9 protein-coding genes are annotated in these 13317 nt (G+C 69.0%); 4 read left to right on the forward strand and 5 right to left on the reverse strand.

From position 1 onward, the window contains the following. Window positions 1–102: 102 nt before the first annotated feature. Window positions 103–2628: a DUF2786 domain-containing protein gene (locus tag ABT137_RS17730; RefSeq protein ID WP_351709492.1), complete on the reverse strand. Its 2526-nt coding sequence runs from the start codon at window positions 2626–2628 to the stop codon at window positions 103–105. A gap of 30 nt (window positions 2629–2658) precedes the next feature. On the opposite strand from ABT137_RS17730, the gene ABT137_RS17735 reads away from it, so the two are divergent. From ABT137_RS17735 to ABT137_RS17745, 3 genes are read left to right on the forward strand one after another with little or no spacing between them, the layout of a single operon-like run. Continuing rightward, a complete protein-coding gene (locus ABT137_RS17735) occupies window positions 2659–4470 on the forward strand; it encodes a DUF4357 domain-containing protein (protein WP_351709495.1) in 1812 nt (603 codons plus the stop codon). Next, the gene (locus ABT137_RS17740; RefSeq protein ID WP_351709498.1) at window positions 4467–5726 is read left to right on the forward strand and encodes an McrC family protein; all 1260 of its coding nucleotides are present in this window, start codon (window positions 4467–4469) and stop codon (window positions 5724–5726) included. Before ABT137_RS17735 ends, ABT137_RS17740 begins: the two co-directional genes overlap by 4 nt. 40 nt (window positions 5727–5766) lie before the next feature. Next, window positions 5767–7911 carry a UvrD-helicase domain-containing protein gene (locus ABT137_RS17745; protein WP_351709501.1) on the forward strand — a complete coding sequence of 715 codons (2145 nt, stop codon included), beginning with the start codon at window positions 5767–5769 and terminating at the stop codon, window positions 7909–7911. Here ABT137_RS17745 and ABT137_RS17750 read toward each other — a convergent pair. The 3 genes from ABT137_RS17750 to ABT137_RS17760 all read right to left on the reverse strand — a co-directional run bounded on the left by ABT137_RS17750 (window position 7895) and on the right by ABT137_RS17760 (window position 11705). Further along, the gene (locus tag ABT137_RS17750; protein ID WP_351709504.1) at window positions 7895–9547 is read right to left on the reverse strand and encodes an N-6 DNA methylase; all 1653 of its coding nucleotides are present in this window, start codon (window positions 9545–9547) and stop codon (window positions 7895–7897) included. The two genes, ABT137_RS17745 and ABT137_RS17750, sit on opposite strands and share 17 nt — an antisense overlap. Before the next feature lie 283 nt (window positions 9548–9830). Then, the gene (locus ABT137_RS17755) at window positions 9831–10649 is read right to left on the reverse strand and encodes a hypothetical protein (protein WP_351709507.1); all 819 of its coding nucleotides are present in this window, start codon (window positions 10647–10649) and stop codon (window positions 9831–9833) included. Window positions 10650–11048: 399 nt separating this feature from the next. Next, window positions 11049–11705 (reverse strand): TetR/AcrR family transcriptional regulator, encoded by a 657-nt coding sequence (locus tag ABT137_RS17760; RefSeq protein ID WP_351709510.1) that lies wholly within the window; start codon window positions 11703–11705, stop codon window positions 11049–11051. 120 nt (window positions 11706–11825) lie between these two features. Here ABT137_RS17760 and ABT137_RS17765 point away from each other — a divergent pair, with 120 nt between their 5' ends. Continuing rightward, window positions 11826–12614 (forward strand): SDR family NAD(P)-dependent oxidoreductase, encoded by a 789-nt coding sequence (locus ABT137_RS17765; protein WP_351709513.1) that lies wholly within the window; start codon window positions 11826–11828, stop codon window positions 12612–12614. Window positions 12615–12788: 174 nt separating this feature from the next. Here ABT137_RS17765 and ABT137_RS17770 read toward each other — a convergent pair whose 3' ends face one another. Beyond that, a complete protein-coding gene (locus ABT137_RS17770; RefSeq protein ID WP_351709516.1) occupies window positions 12789–13220 on the reverse strand; it encodes a GlcG/HbpS family heme-binding protein in 432 nt (143 codons plus the stop codon). Window positions 13221–13317: the final 97 nt, after the last annotated feature.

Consider the following 13317-nt stretch of genomic DNA (forward strand, 5'->3'; position numbering starts at 1 on the left):
CATACGAGCGAGTTGCGAAAATCGCAACACGGGTTAATCGCCCCAGGACTCGCCGCCTCGACGAGGTACGCACCCGCCCGGGGCCCGCCGCCCCCACGACGATCAGGCGATGAGCTCGCCCAGTCCCTCACTCTCCTCTTCGTCCAGAGCAAGGACTCCGATGTCCGCCTGCTGCCCGTCCGCGTGCCCCTGCCGATATCCACTGCCGGTGAAGCGTGTGCGGCGCACCGTGCCGACCTTCGGATAGTGGCCGGCGACTGCGGCCTGGACCTGGGTGGTCCGGTCGGCGAGTACGACCGCCACGCTGCGCCCTTGCACCGCGGTGTCCGTCGCGGCGGCCTCGGTACGGTCGCGCTCGCTGTCCTCCCGGGCCGTGCGTTCGGCTTCCGCGATTCGCAGCGCCACGGCCCGGATGAAGCCGAGCATCCAGGAACGCTTGTAGGCGCGCGGAAGCTCTCCCGGCGGCCGGTGCCGCGTGGCAGCCCGTTCTGCGCCCTGCAACATCTGCAGGCGCAGGCTCGCGTACAGGACCTCGACAGAGTGCAGGTCGGACGCGAAGCCGAAGATGTGGACGCGATGCTTGTTGGCCTTGCCGCCGGGATAGATGGGGTGGCAGCGCATCGCGTAGGCGATGGCGGACAGCAGCCGCTTACACTCGCCCATCCACGGGGCGACGACCTCGATCACCCGGTCCGCCGGCTTTTCGGGGATCCGAGTGTCGCCCTGGAGCATGGCCTGTTCGATGCCGTACTTGGCCATCAAGGCCGCTGCCTTCTGCAGGAAGGCCTCCGCCTCGGGCTGAGTTGCCGCCGGATCCTCGGCCTGCCGCAAGATGGCCCGCACCTTGGCCAGCAGATCGTCGGAGAGTCGGCCGGACCTGGTCGGCGCGGGGGGCACAGGGGTGTCCGAGCCGTTCGCCGTAGAGGTACGGCCAGGCTGCTCCCGCTCGTCTGCCTCCTCGTCCTTCTCCTCCCCCTCCCCTTCGTCGTCCCACCCGTATTCCCATTCGTCCTCCTGCTCGTCCACGAGCGCTTCGGAGGCGATGGTGTCTGCCAGGTCGTCGACGTTCGGCACCAGCTTCCGCAGCCCCTGCAGCGCACCGTCACGCCATGCCCTGGCGTCGGCGTCCTGGATCTCGGCGCGCAGTGACCGGAGCAGTACGAATGTGCCGTCAGCGCCCCGCATCACGAACTCCAGTCGAGCGTGACCGAGTTCGGCGAGAGCCAGCAGTTCGCACAGATCGGTGGCACTGTGCCGGGAGTAGCGCAGCTCCAGACCGGGCTCGGGGTACCAGTCCTCCGGTCCGTCCGGTTCCAGCCCTTGGAACAGGGTGTCCTGACGGGCCAGTGCGAGATCGACATGTACGCGGACCGCAGCGGACGAGGCCGCTCCCGAGAAGGCCAGTGCGGCGGCACGCTCCTGCGGGGAGCCGACGACGTGATACCAGACCGGTACGGAGCCGCGCATGGAGTGCCAGGTGAGCTCCCCGCGCGCTTGGCGTTCAGCGACTTCCGCGGCGATACCGGGTGCGAGCACGCCGTCCGTCCACGCGCCGGCGGAAGAGCCCGTCACGCAGTCGAGGAATTGGCTCAGGTACTCGTTCCGAGCCCGCCGCTCGTGCGACGTGGCGGTGCGGAGCAGGGTCCGCTCGCAGGCAGAGAGCGAGGCGATCAGCGGATCGAGTTCTTCGCTGACGTAAGCCTCTGCCGTCTCGCGCAACTCCGCCAGAAACTCCTCCGTCGCCGGAGACGCGTTGCGCTCATGCTGGTCGCACCAAGCCCGCAGCTCCTCCCCGTACAACTGCTGTTCGACGATGAACGCGAGGTGCCCGGCGTTCTGCAGGCCCTCCTCGTACGCGGCCAAGGAGTCTTCGACTGTTTCGGTGACATCGGGCTGCGAAAGGACCGCCTGCACGAGCAGCCGCTGGGGCTCCTCGGCCACATCGTCCAGGTAGTCGGCCAAGGACGGGAGCGACAGCCCCTCCTCGTCGTGCCGTGTCCACCCCGGATACGGCACGCCGCCCGCGCCCGATGCCCGGACACCCCAGCGGGCGACCAGCTCGTCGTCGGCCCGTGCCGGCCCAACAGTCCCGGCCCGGTCCCGCCTCCAGATCGCGAGAACGAGTTCCTCCCAGGCCTGTGCGTTCCAGGACCACAGGGCCGGGTCCTCTGCCGTGACGAGGTTGGAGCGGAGGCTGCGCACGGCGTCGGCCAGGTCGTGGCGGTGTCCGTGCGGGATCAGCAGCTCCAGCCACGTGACCGTCTCCGCCACGGGCTGTACGCGCGCCTCGTCGGCCGCGACACGGCACAGGACCAGGGCATGCACGAGCCGCTGGTCACCCAGATCCGTGGGGATCAGATCGTGCAGTTGCGGACCGAAGTCGTCAAGCGCCTCGCTCAGCTCCGTGACCCGGGCCCGCAGCCACGCTTTACGGGCCCCGTTGAAGCCTGAGACCGAGTCCGGCGCATGGGCTGTGCTGTGCTCCGTCATGACGTTCACGCCCTCCCCTGGGCCAACCGCACCAGGCGGCAACCCGCACCCTGCGATCGAAACGAGTTCACATCCTAGGGGCCTCGGCTGCGGCCGGATCACCGGTGGTGTCAGTGGCTCCCAGTAGGCTGCGGGCAAGATCGGACCAGTGCTGTGAGGGGGAGTTCCATGGCCGAGGCATACCCGGAGTTCCGGCTGCGCTTGCCGAACGGCGGGCCGGTGGCTCGTGGGCGACTCCTGGCTGAGAGAGGCGCGAAGGGAAGCCGGAAATTCGTCGTGCTGGCGGGCTCCCCGGTCCGGGCCGAGGCGGTGCCCTCGTTCGCCGTGCGCAAGCCGCCCTCCTTTCGCAGGCGGCGGCAGTTGATCGAGGAGGGAGCGATCCGGGAGTCGGAGCGCTGGCCCGGATGGCTGGAGACCATCGAGGACATCGAGTTCACGTCACCGTCGGGTGCAGCCGAAATCCTCATGGGGTGCAGTACGAACGGATGGGGGGCATGGAAGTCCGCCACCGACGGACTGTCTCTCGCAGCGCATCTCGGGCAGGCGTCGGCCGGCCCCAACCGCCCCTGGCTCATCCGCGGCTCGAACGTCACCGGGCTCGATCTGGTCCAGCGCCTGTGGCTCCCGGAAGGACTCGTCACCCTCGCCGCCTCCCATCTGCGGCAGGGCATCACACAGTCCACCAGCAAGGACGACCTGCGCACCTTCGTCCAGGAGGACTACGAATCGACGGCCACCTACAGCCAGAAGCAGCAGCTCGTCGACGCGCTGCACGCCTTCCTCTCCCGTATCAGGCCCGGCGACACGGTGTGCACGATCTCCGGCGGGCAGCTGTATGTCGGTGAGATCACCGGCGAGCCGGAACAGACGGAGTCCGAGGACCGGCGGTCCAACCTGCGCCGGCCGGTGGACTGGCAGTCCACCGGATACCCGTACAACGACCTGCCGGAGGAGCTTCAGCAGAAGCTGTCGATCCAGCACGACGTCGTCGACCTCTCCGCGGTCCAAGCCCTTGTCGAGGGGCTCGGCCTGAGCGACGAGGAGCTGGTGGAGGAGGCCGAAGCCATAGAACGCGACCCCAGTGTGGAGATCCCTGCCCTGGTCGCCCGCCGCGAGCTGGAGCTGCCGGACCCCACGGACGAGCTGTCGGCGGAACTCCTGGTGCACGAGAAGGAGTGGCTGCGCGAGGTACGCGATCTGCTGGCGGACGAGCGGCAGTTGGTGCTGTACGGCCCGCCGGGCACGGGCAAGACGTATCTGGCGCTCAAACTCGCCGAGTTCCTGGGCGGTGGACCCGAGCAGGTGAAACTCGTCCAGTTCCATCCCGCCTACGGATACGAGGACTTCGTCGAGGGATTCCGGCCGAAGGAGGACCCGGACACCCACGAGGTCGCCTTCCGGATCACCGCTGGTCCGCTGCGTGAGCTGGCCGCCCTCGCAGGCAGCGAGGGTAACCGGCACATCCCGCACTTCCTGATCATCGACGAGATCAACCGCGCCAACCTGGCCAAGGTGTTCGGCGAGCTGTACTTCCTCCTCGAATACCGCAATAAGTCCGTCCGGCTCCCCTACTCCGGCGAGGACTTCGCGCTGCCGCCGAACCTGTTCGTGATCGGCACGATGAACACCGCGGACCGGTCGATCGCGCTCGTGGACGCGGCGATGCGCCGCCGCTTCGCCTTCGTCGAGCTCTCCCCGCGCACGGAACCGACGAGCGGGCTGCTGCGACGCTGGCTGACCAAGGAGAGCAAGGACAGCGAGCCCGCCGATCTGCTCGACGCGCTCAACTCCCGGATCGACGACGCCGACTTCCGTATCGGGCCCTCGTATCTGATGAAGAAGGGTGTCTATCGGGAGGGCGGTCTGGAGCGGACCTGGCGGACGAAGATCCTGCCTCTGCTGGAGGAACACCACTACGGGGAGGGCGTGGACATCGAGAAGCGGTACGGGCTCGCGGCGTTGCGGGAGTCACTGGCGTGAACGCCGACATCGGGCCCGTAGCGGCCGTCGAGTCCGTGGATCTCGTCGAACACGCACCGGCCGTCTCCGTTCCGCTGCCGGATGTCGTCGGCCGGGCTCTCGCCGACGCGCGCATCGTGGACGCCGCCCCGGACCCGTACACCCCGGGCCGCTGGTCGCTGCGGGCCGGCAGCAAGGTCGGCGCCGTGACCGTCACCGCACCGGGTACCGGTGAGCGGGTCACCGTCCGCGTCACACCGAAGGTGCACGTCACCCGGCTCTTCTTCCTGCTCGGTCACAGCCTCGACCCGAAAGGCCCCTGGCGTGACGGGCAGGTGTCGGTCGCGGAGCACAGCGAGGTGCTGCCCGCACTCGCCCACGCCGTGGAGCGGCAGGTCGACCGTGCCCTGCGCCAGGGTCTGCTGCAGGGTTACCGGGCGACGGAGGAGACCGCCCTCGTCGTACGCGGACGTATCCGGGAAGCGGAGCAGATACGGCGACGCTTCGGTATGACCCTGCCGGTGGAGGTGGCGTACGACGAGTTCACCACCGACATCGCGGAGAACCGCATCCTGCGGGCCGCCGTCGAACGTCTGCTGCGTCTGCCGGGTGTCCCGCGCGAGGTGCGCCGCAGGCTGTCCCACCAGCGCTTCCGCCTGGCCGATGTCAGCCCCATCGTCCGTGGGCAGCCACTCCCCTCCTGGCAGCCCAGCCGCCTCAACTCCCGCTACCACCACGCCCTGCACCTCGCCTGCGCCGTCCTGGACGGAGTCTCTGCCGAACACGCACCGGGCGGGCTCCGTGTCGACGGGTTCCTGTTCGACATGAACAAGCTCTTCGAGGACTTCGTGACGGTGGCACTGCGGGAGGTGTTCCGGGGTACCGGTCGCACGGCCCGTCTTCAGGATCCCCACCACCTCGACTCGGCCGCCGCGATCCGGATGAAGCCCGACTTCGTGCTGTACGGCGAGGACGGAGTGCCGTGTGCGGTGGCGGACGCCAAGTACAAGGCCGAGAAACGGGACGGCTACCCCGATTCAGACCTGTATCAGATGCTGGCGTACTGCACGGCCCTCGGCCTGCGCGAGGGCCACTTGGTGTACGCGAAGGGCAACGCTTCCCACGCCGCCCACCAGGTACGTCACGCCGGCATCCTCCTCCACCAGCATGCCCTCGACCTCGACCAGGAACCGTACGCGCTGCTCGCGGACATCGCGGCGGTGGCCAGCCGGATGACGGACACAGGCATAGGAACGGCGAACACCCCGCGCGTATGATCGACTGCGGAGTGTCCGTCCAGGGTGGGGAGTGCACCTCGTGCCGCAGCTCGCGTTCGCCAACAGCTTCTGGGAGAGCTACGACGTCCTGGAGAAGCCCGTAAAAGCCGGCGTACGCAAGGCGATGCAGAAGTTCCAGCTGCTCACCGTGTCCCAGCTGCAGGCGGACAAAGGCCTCCACCTGGAGTCCGTGCACAATGCGCAGGACACCCGGATGCGGACCATCCGTATCAACGACTTCTGGCGTGGCGTCGTCCTCGCGCCCGACGACGGCAGCGATGTGTTCCTGCTCGTGAACGTCGTGCGGCACGACGACGCGTACTCCTGGGCGGCCAAGCGGCTGTACACGACGAACTCCGCGACGCGGGCGCTCGAAGTCCGGAACGTGGTGGCCATCGAGCAGCTGACTCCAGCCCTGGAGAAGGCCGCGGAAGCCGCCGACTCCCTGCTCTTCGCCAAGTACTCGGACACCGTGCTGCGCGAACTCGGCATCGACGACCAGGTGTTGCGGGCGGTGCGGACCATCATCGACAAGGCGCAGCTCCAGGCGTTCGAGACGCTGCTGCCGGAGGACCAGTGCGAGGTGCTCCAGTACCTCGCGGAGGGATTCAGTCCCGAAGAGGTGTACCGGGACGTGGTCGCCGTACGCCGCCCGGTCGACGCGGGACCTGACCCGGACAAGAGTCTCGCCGTCGCCATCGCCAACACCGCCAGCCGTATCACCCTGGTCTCGGGCCCCGAAGAGCTGGCGGGCATCCTGGAGAAGCCGTTCGCGGCCTGGCGGGTGTTCCTGCATCCGTCGCAGCGCCGCGTCGCCTACCGGGTGTCGTACGGCGGCCCGGTCCAGGTCACGGGCGGTCCCGGCACCGGCAAGACGGTCGCGGCCCTGCACCGGGTCAAGCATCTGCTCGCGCGCTCGCCCGACACCCGGGTGCTGCTCACCACGTACACGAACGCCTTGGCCGCCGCACTGCGCGAGAACCTGTCCCTGCTTCTGGACGGCGACGACACCCTCCTCGCCCGCGTCGACGTGACCACGGTCAACGCCCATGCGCACGGTGTGGTGACCCGCCTCGACGGCAAGTCCCCCTCCCCCCTCAACGACCGGGAGGAGCGGCAGCTGTGGCAGCGGGTCGTCAAACAGCTGGGGCTGCCGTGGTCCGAGCAGTTTCTGGCTCAGGAGTACCGGCATGTCATCCTCGCCCAGGACCTGCGGACCCCCGAGGCCTATCGCACCGCCGTCCGGCGAGGCCGCGGGAGTGCTCTGCCGTCGGCGCGACGCAACGAACTGTGGACCGCCATCGAGTTGTTCGAGTCGATATTGCGTAACCAGAGAACCACCACCCACTTGAAGGTGTGCGCGCGGGCGGCCGACCTGCTGGTCGGCTCGGCGCCCACGCACGACCATGTCGTGGTCGACGAGGCCCAGGACCTGCACCCCGCCCAGTGGCGGGTCCTGCGCGCCTCGGTGGCGTCCGGCAGCGACGACCTGTTCATCACGGGCGACCCCCATCAGCGCATCTACGACTCGAAGGTCTCGCTGGGCTCCCTTGGTATCTCGGTGACCGGACGCACTCACCGTCTGCGCGTCAACTACCGTTCCACGGAGGAGATCCTCGTCTGGTCGACGGGCATCCTCAGCCCTGTGTCGGTCGACGACCTGGGTGGAGAGGGCACCGACAGCCTCGCCGGCTACCGCTCTTTGCTGCACGGCCGAAGGCCGCACACGGACGGGTACGGCTCCGAGCAGGCCGAGGTCACGGCTCTCGTCGAGCGCGTCCAGGGCTGGCTGGCCCAGGGCATCCGTCCTTCGGAGATCGGCGTGTGCGCCCGTTTCAACGTGCTGCTGGACAAGGCGTACGACAAGCTGGCCGCGGCCAAGGTGCCGGTGGTCCGGGTCAGGGACAACCCGGGGGCGGCCGTCGACGGGGTGCGGCTGGCCACCATGCACGCCATGAAGGGGCTGGAGTTCCGCTGCGTCGCCGTTCTGGGGGCGACGGCTGGTGCCGTGCCGTTCGCCCGCGAGGTGACGCCTGCCTCCGTGGACGCGCTGCAGCACGACTCGGATCTGCTGCGGGAGCGGTGCCTGCTGTTCGTGGCCTGCACGCGAGCGCGGGAGGCATTGGCAGTCTCATGGAGCGGGGCCGCCAGTCCGTTCCTGCCGGCGATCAGCTCTCGGGCTTGAGCGCCCCGTTGCCGAGACCGTCCCTGGCCAGGCTGGCCACGTCCCGGCTCAGTTCCGCCACCCTGCGCGCCCGCTCCTCGAACTCCTGGAGCGCACGAAAGGCCGCACCGTACCGGCGTTGATCGGTGATGGTCATCTGCGGAACGCGAGCACCCTTGCCGTCGACGCGAAAGGTTCCGCTGGCACTCGTGGAGCGCCGGATGTTGGCGGTACTGCGGAGAAAGCCCTGAAGATAGTCGGTGTCGAGCTGGTCGCTGACCGAGACCGGTTCCGGATCTCCGTACTGGACGAGCCCGGCGCGGGCAAGGTCGGCCACACTGACGGTGGGCGCCTCCAGGGATCCAGGGCTGTCACCGGCGGCCAATACCGGCAGCAGTTCCGCCAGGAGTTGCAGGTTCTCAGTCAACTCCCTTCGCAGCGACCGGTATTCAAGCGTGTAATCGCGATGTGACTCCTCGACATGACGGCCGGGTGTGAGATCCACTGTTTCGTCGAGCAGATCGATCAGGGGAACCTCCGCCAACTGGCCGGGGTCGGGTTCCAGGGAGCCATCCAGGTCTCCGGCCGTCAGATCGACCATGCGGACGACGGTGACGCCATCGCCCAGAGCCCGCGGGCGGCGCAGGTGCCAGAGGTGGACCGGGAGGGCGTGTGAGGCCGCGGTGCCCGGCGGAAGGGCGGTCACCTGAGTGAGGACGCCCCGTCGGACCAACTCGGCGCGGATGCGGCGGCCCGCCTTGCGGTAGGCCACCGAGGCGGGCATGACCATGAGAACGCGACCACCGGGCGCGGTGTGCGCGTAGGCGTGCTGGAGCCAAGCGAGTTCACCTTCGGCACGCGAAGGGATGCCGAATTCCCAGCGGGAATCGAGCAGCAAGTCCTCGCGCCCCCAGTCGGGTTCACTGACCGGCGGATCGCAGACGACCAGGTCGGCCCTCAGCTCCGCCCATCGGTCGTCGCGCAGCGAGTCTCCGGCGGCGACGACCACATCGATACGTCCGGTGAGATCGGCACGTCGCTGCGCGAACAGGGCGCTGCGGGCATCCGACTCCTGTCCCCGGCGTGTGAGCCCGTGCTCAGGGCCGACAGCCAACAGCAAGGTGCCGATGCCGCAGGCCGGGTCGAACAGGGTCGCGTCGGCGGCCACCTCGCCGACGAAGTGGCGTACGGCACGAACCATCCGCGGTGACGTGACCTGGTCGGATCCAGCCCTGCGCACAGAGTCGGTGAATCTCTCCGCCAGGGCATTCACCACCTCGGCCGCGCCGGTGCTCTCGGCCAGCTCAAGCGCGAGGCCCGCGACATCGGCCGGCAGCTCTGCCGACACCTCCCTCTCTGCGAGGAGACGGGCGACGTCCGCGAGCCCGCCGATCATGTCCTCACCGTAGACTCCACGCAGCGCCTGCCAGAGCTTCACGTCCACCGCGACGTCCTGCCCCTTGCGCTGCTCGTCCAGCCAGGCCTGCACCTCGGCCAGGTCGAACAGCGGACTGTTGACGCCACCGGCAGCGGGTGCCGGGAAGTCGTCGTAGCGTCGCCGCCAGTTCGAGACGGCCGCGCGGGTGACGCCCGCCAGCCTGGCGATCTCGGAACCGGTGACCAGTGGGCCAGCGGACGAGGCGGAATTCTCCGTCATGCAGGCAACCGTACACAAGAGCGATCACACCATCAACATGTACATTTGTTGACGACGTCAACGTGACTCGTCGAAAAGTAGTAGTTGCTCGTCCTCGTCGACGGGTTCCCGTGCCTCGGGTTCCTCCTCCAGTCCGGCCGCGGGATACTCCGCCGGATCAGGATCCGTAGCCGGAGTGACGTCGTCCCCCGCCTGGGCGTCCTCCTGCCCACGCGTCGGCAACACGTACTGCTGGCCATCGATCTACGCCGGCGTCCTCAGCACGGAAGGACACCCCGGTCGTTCAGCGAGCCTGGCCGGCGTCCCGCGGCACGAAGCGCGTGGTGGGATGGGCTGGATCCGCCTGGGGTTCGCCCTCGGGCAGCACCCGGGCGAGCGCGGTGAACACCCCTTCCATCACCTCGTCCGTGTACCCGGCCACCGTCTCCGAGGCTTGCAGCAGCACCCCGCCGGCTCCGAGCGGAACGACTCGGTGGAACGCCCCGGAAGCAGACAATGCCGCTGCGCCGCCCAGTCGCTGCGCCAACTCCCCAGGGCACACCGTCACCCAGGCATAGCCGCGCAGGAACTCCCGGTCCTCAGGCAGGGACTCGTCGAGGTCACGGTTGAGGACGGCCTCGATGTTGGACCAGTCCGAAAACACGTCTCGCTCAATGCGGGCGAACGCTGGATTGAGGGCGTCGAGCGCCAGCGCAAGGAATTCCACGAGTCCTGTGCAGTACGTCGGATCGGCGAGGCGCGCGGGTCCTGCCTGGAGCGCGACGACGAACTTGGACCATTCCCCCTCCACCGGGAAGTAGGAGGACTGCACCCGGCCAAGGGTGTCGTCACCGTAGAACTCCGTGACGACCCAGTCCGGGCTCTTCTCCAGTTCTTCCTTCAGTCGCGCGCGATTCCTTCCGAGGTGGGAGAGATGGAGACGCCGGCTCCCCTCGGACTGTCGAATGGAAGTCCCGGAGTGCACACCGTGTTCAGTGCGCTCCTCCTGGTACGAGAGTTCGGCGAGCGGCCCGGAAAACGCCTTCTCGAACCAATCGGCCGCAGCCGCCCCCCGTTCGGCCGCACCGAGCGGATCGAGGGTCGCCTCGACGTACACGTCCATTCGTCGTCCATCCTTCTCACACGACTTCAATCCTCCGGGGCGCCCCGCCCCATCGTCCGAAGCTCCTCAGCACCTGCCGCCCAAGACGCGGGCAGGTCCCTTGGACAGGATGTTCCCCAAGCCCACCACGATGGAAGTGAACGTCACGGCACCGTCGACCACGGCGACTTCGCCGCTGTAGTCGGTATCGAGTGACCTCGGGCCGTAGGTTCCGGTCGCAGACGGAGTGGGTTCGGACGTCGGGGTCCGCGTCGGCTTCGATGGATACCGCGCGCGCATCCGGAGCGGGGCCGAGGCATCGGGATCGACCCGGTGGTTCGCGCTTGCCGATGATCCGTGGCCTGCTGCCCGCCGAGCACAGGGTTGCAGCTCGGACCGCGGCGGGCCCGGGCGGTCGCGTCAGTGCGATCGAGGGCGCCCGTCGGCGTCGGAACCGGAGGGGCCGACTCCCATGACCGGGCCTCGCGGCAAGGTCTGCACCGGTGGCCCGAATCCGTGCAGCAGGGTGTCCAACACGCGGGCGGCCAGCTGGTCGACGGCGCCGATGTCGACCACGTCCCGCCCTTCTTCGGACGCCTCGTGGATCAGGGCGTAGTAGACCCGGCGGGCCCACTTGAGGTCGGTGTCCGCGGACAGCAGGCCGGCCTCCTGTGCGCGGCGGAGGAGCTGATCGCACTGGGCCAGGACGTCGGCATGCACGCGCGCCGCCTCGGGGTCGGACGGAGCGGTCCGGCTCATCGCGAAGCTCCAGCCGATCTTCACCTGAAGGACGTTGGCGGTCACCTGGTGCAGGGCGACCAGCGGCGGGGAGGTGAGCGGGCGGGCGGCCTCCACGGCCTGGTGGAACCGCTCGGTCGCCCAGGTCGCGAGCGCCTCGACCAGTGCCTCGCGGGTGGCGAAGCGCCGGTGCACGGTGGTGCGGGCCACCCCGGCCGCCGCTGCGATCTGCTCCATGGTCGCCGCCGGGTCGGCGGCCAGCACGCGTTCCGCCGCCTCCAGGATCGTCCGCACCGTCCGCTCCGCATCGGCACGCAGCGCGCGCCCCCTCGTCTCCATGGACCAGACAGTACATCGAGGACGCGGATCACTGACTACTTGCATCATTATGTTGCAGTTAATAGCTTTAGGGCGTCAGTGGAGTTGCGAGAAGCTCATTGTCACGACAGGAGTGCATCCATGGATCTGCAGCTGACGAACACCACCGCCGTGGTCACCGGCGCGAGCCGCGGCATCGGACTGGCCATCGTCCAAGCGCTCACCGCCGAGGGCGTTCGCGTGGCGGCCGCCGCCCGCACCATCACCCCGGAGCTGAAGGAGACCGGCGCCCTGGCCATACCGGTGGACCTGCTCGACCCGGACGCCCCTGCCCGGCTGATCGACCGCGCCACCACCGAACTCGGCGACCTCGACCTGCTCGTCAACAACGTCGGCGGCGGCGACGGCGGAGAGGGCCGGACCGGTGGCTTCCTCTCCTTCACCGACCAGCAGTGGCAGCACTCCCTCGACCTGAACTTCCTGGCCGCCGTGCGGGCCAGCCGGGCGGCGCTGCCCAGCCTGCTGCGCCGCCGCGGGACACTCATCAACATCTCCTCCAACAGCGCCCGGATGCCGCACGCCGGGCCCGTCCCCTACTCCACCGCGAAGGCCGCGCTGACCGCCTTCGGCAAGGCGCTGGCGGAGGAGTTCGGACCGCAGGGTGTGCGCGTCAACACCATCTCGCCGGGCGCGGTGCGTACCGCGATGTGGGAGAGCCCGGATGGCTACGGCGCGGAGCTGGCCCGTTCCATGGGGGTCACCCAGGAGCAGTTGCTGGTCCAGCTCCCGGCCGCGACGGGCATGACCATCGGCCGCCTGCTGGAACCGTCCGAGGTCGCCACGGCCGTCACCTACCTCGCCTCACCGCCGGCGGCCGCCATGTCCGGCACGGACCTGCTGATCGACGGCGGATCCGTCAAGACCGCCTGACACGACGTCCGGGACGGCAGCGGCGGTGTCGGGCACCGGTGGCGCGTATCCGGAACCGACTCCCCTGAGCTGCGATGTCGGCGAGCAGATTTCGTTGTCGTCGAGGCGCGATCTGTCAGGAGGAGCTCGTGCCCGACCCCCCTGTGCGTGCTGGTACGCCAAGGCGTCGCCGTCTCAGCCGGCATCGGCCACGCGCCCGGCACTCTCGATCGCGTGCACCGCACACGCCTCGTCCCGGTCGGGATGGTCCCCGCTGACGCCCACCGCGCCGATGACATGGCCCTCGCCGTCGCGGACGAGGACGCCGCCGGGGACCGGTGCGATGCGGCCGTCGGAGATGGTGGTGAGGGACTGGAAGAACGCCGGTGCCTCGGTGGCGCGGCCGGCCAGGTTGCGGCTTCCGGCGCCCATGCCGAGCGCGCCCCATGCCTTGGCCTGGGCGATCTGCGGACGGAGGATGCCGCTGTTGTCCTCGCGTTTGAGGGCGAGGAGGTGGCCGCCGGCGTCGAGGACGGCGACGGTCAGGGGGTGGCAGCCGAGTGCGCGGCCGTGTTCCAGCGCGCTGTCGACCATGTGTGAGGCGTCCTTGAGGAGCAGGGGTTCCATGTGTCCGTTTCTGGCTCGGTGGTGGTGCGTGCGGTGCGACGCGGACGTGCGCACGGCACCGTAGGGGAAGCGGTGCCGTGCGCACGGGATGACGGGC

It is taken from the genome of Streptomyces sp. NPDC001980, assembly GCF_040296885.1.
GTDB lineage: Bacteria > Actinomycetota > Actinomycetes > Streptomycetales > Streptomycetaceae > Streptomyces.

Bases quoted from the DNA above. Each gene is read 5' to 3' on its own strand.
- ABT137_RS17735 (WP_351709495.1), top strand. From the start codon at position 2,659: ATGGCCGAGGCATACCCGGAGTTCCGGCTGCGCTTGCCGAACGGCGGG.
- ABT137_RS17750 (WP_351709504.1), bottom strand. From the start codon at position 9,547: ATGACGGAGAATTCCGCCTCGTCCGCTGGCCCACTGGTCACCGGTTCC.
- ABT137_RS17755 (WP_351709507.1), bottom strand. From the start codon at position 10,649: ATGGACGTGTACGTCGAGGCGACCCTCGATCCGCTCGGTGCGGCCGAA.
- ABT137_RS17760 (WP_351709510.1), bottom strand. From the start codon at position 11,705: ATGGAGACGAGGGGGCGCGCGCTGCGTGCCGATGCGGAGCGGACGGTG.
- ABT137_RS17765 (WP_351709513.1), top strand. From the start codon at position 11,826: ATGGATCTGCAGCTGACGAACACCACCGCCGTGGTCACCGGCGCGAGC.
- ABT137_RS17770 (WP_351709516.1), bottom strand. From the start codon at position 13,220: ATGGAACCCCTGCTCCTCAAGGACGCCTCACACATGGTCGACAGCGCG.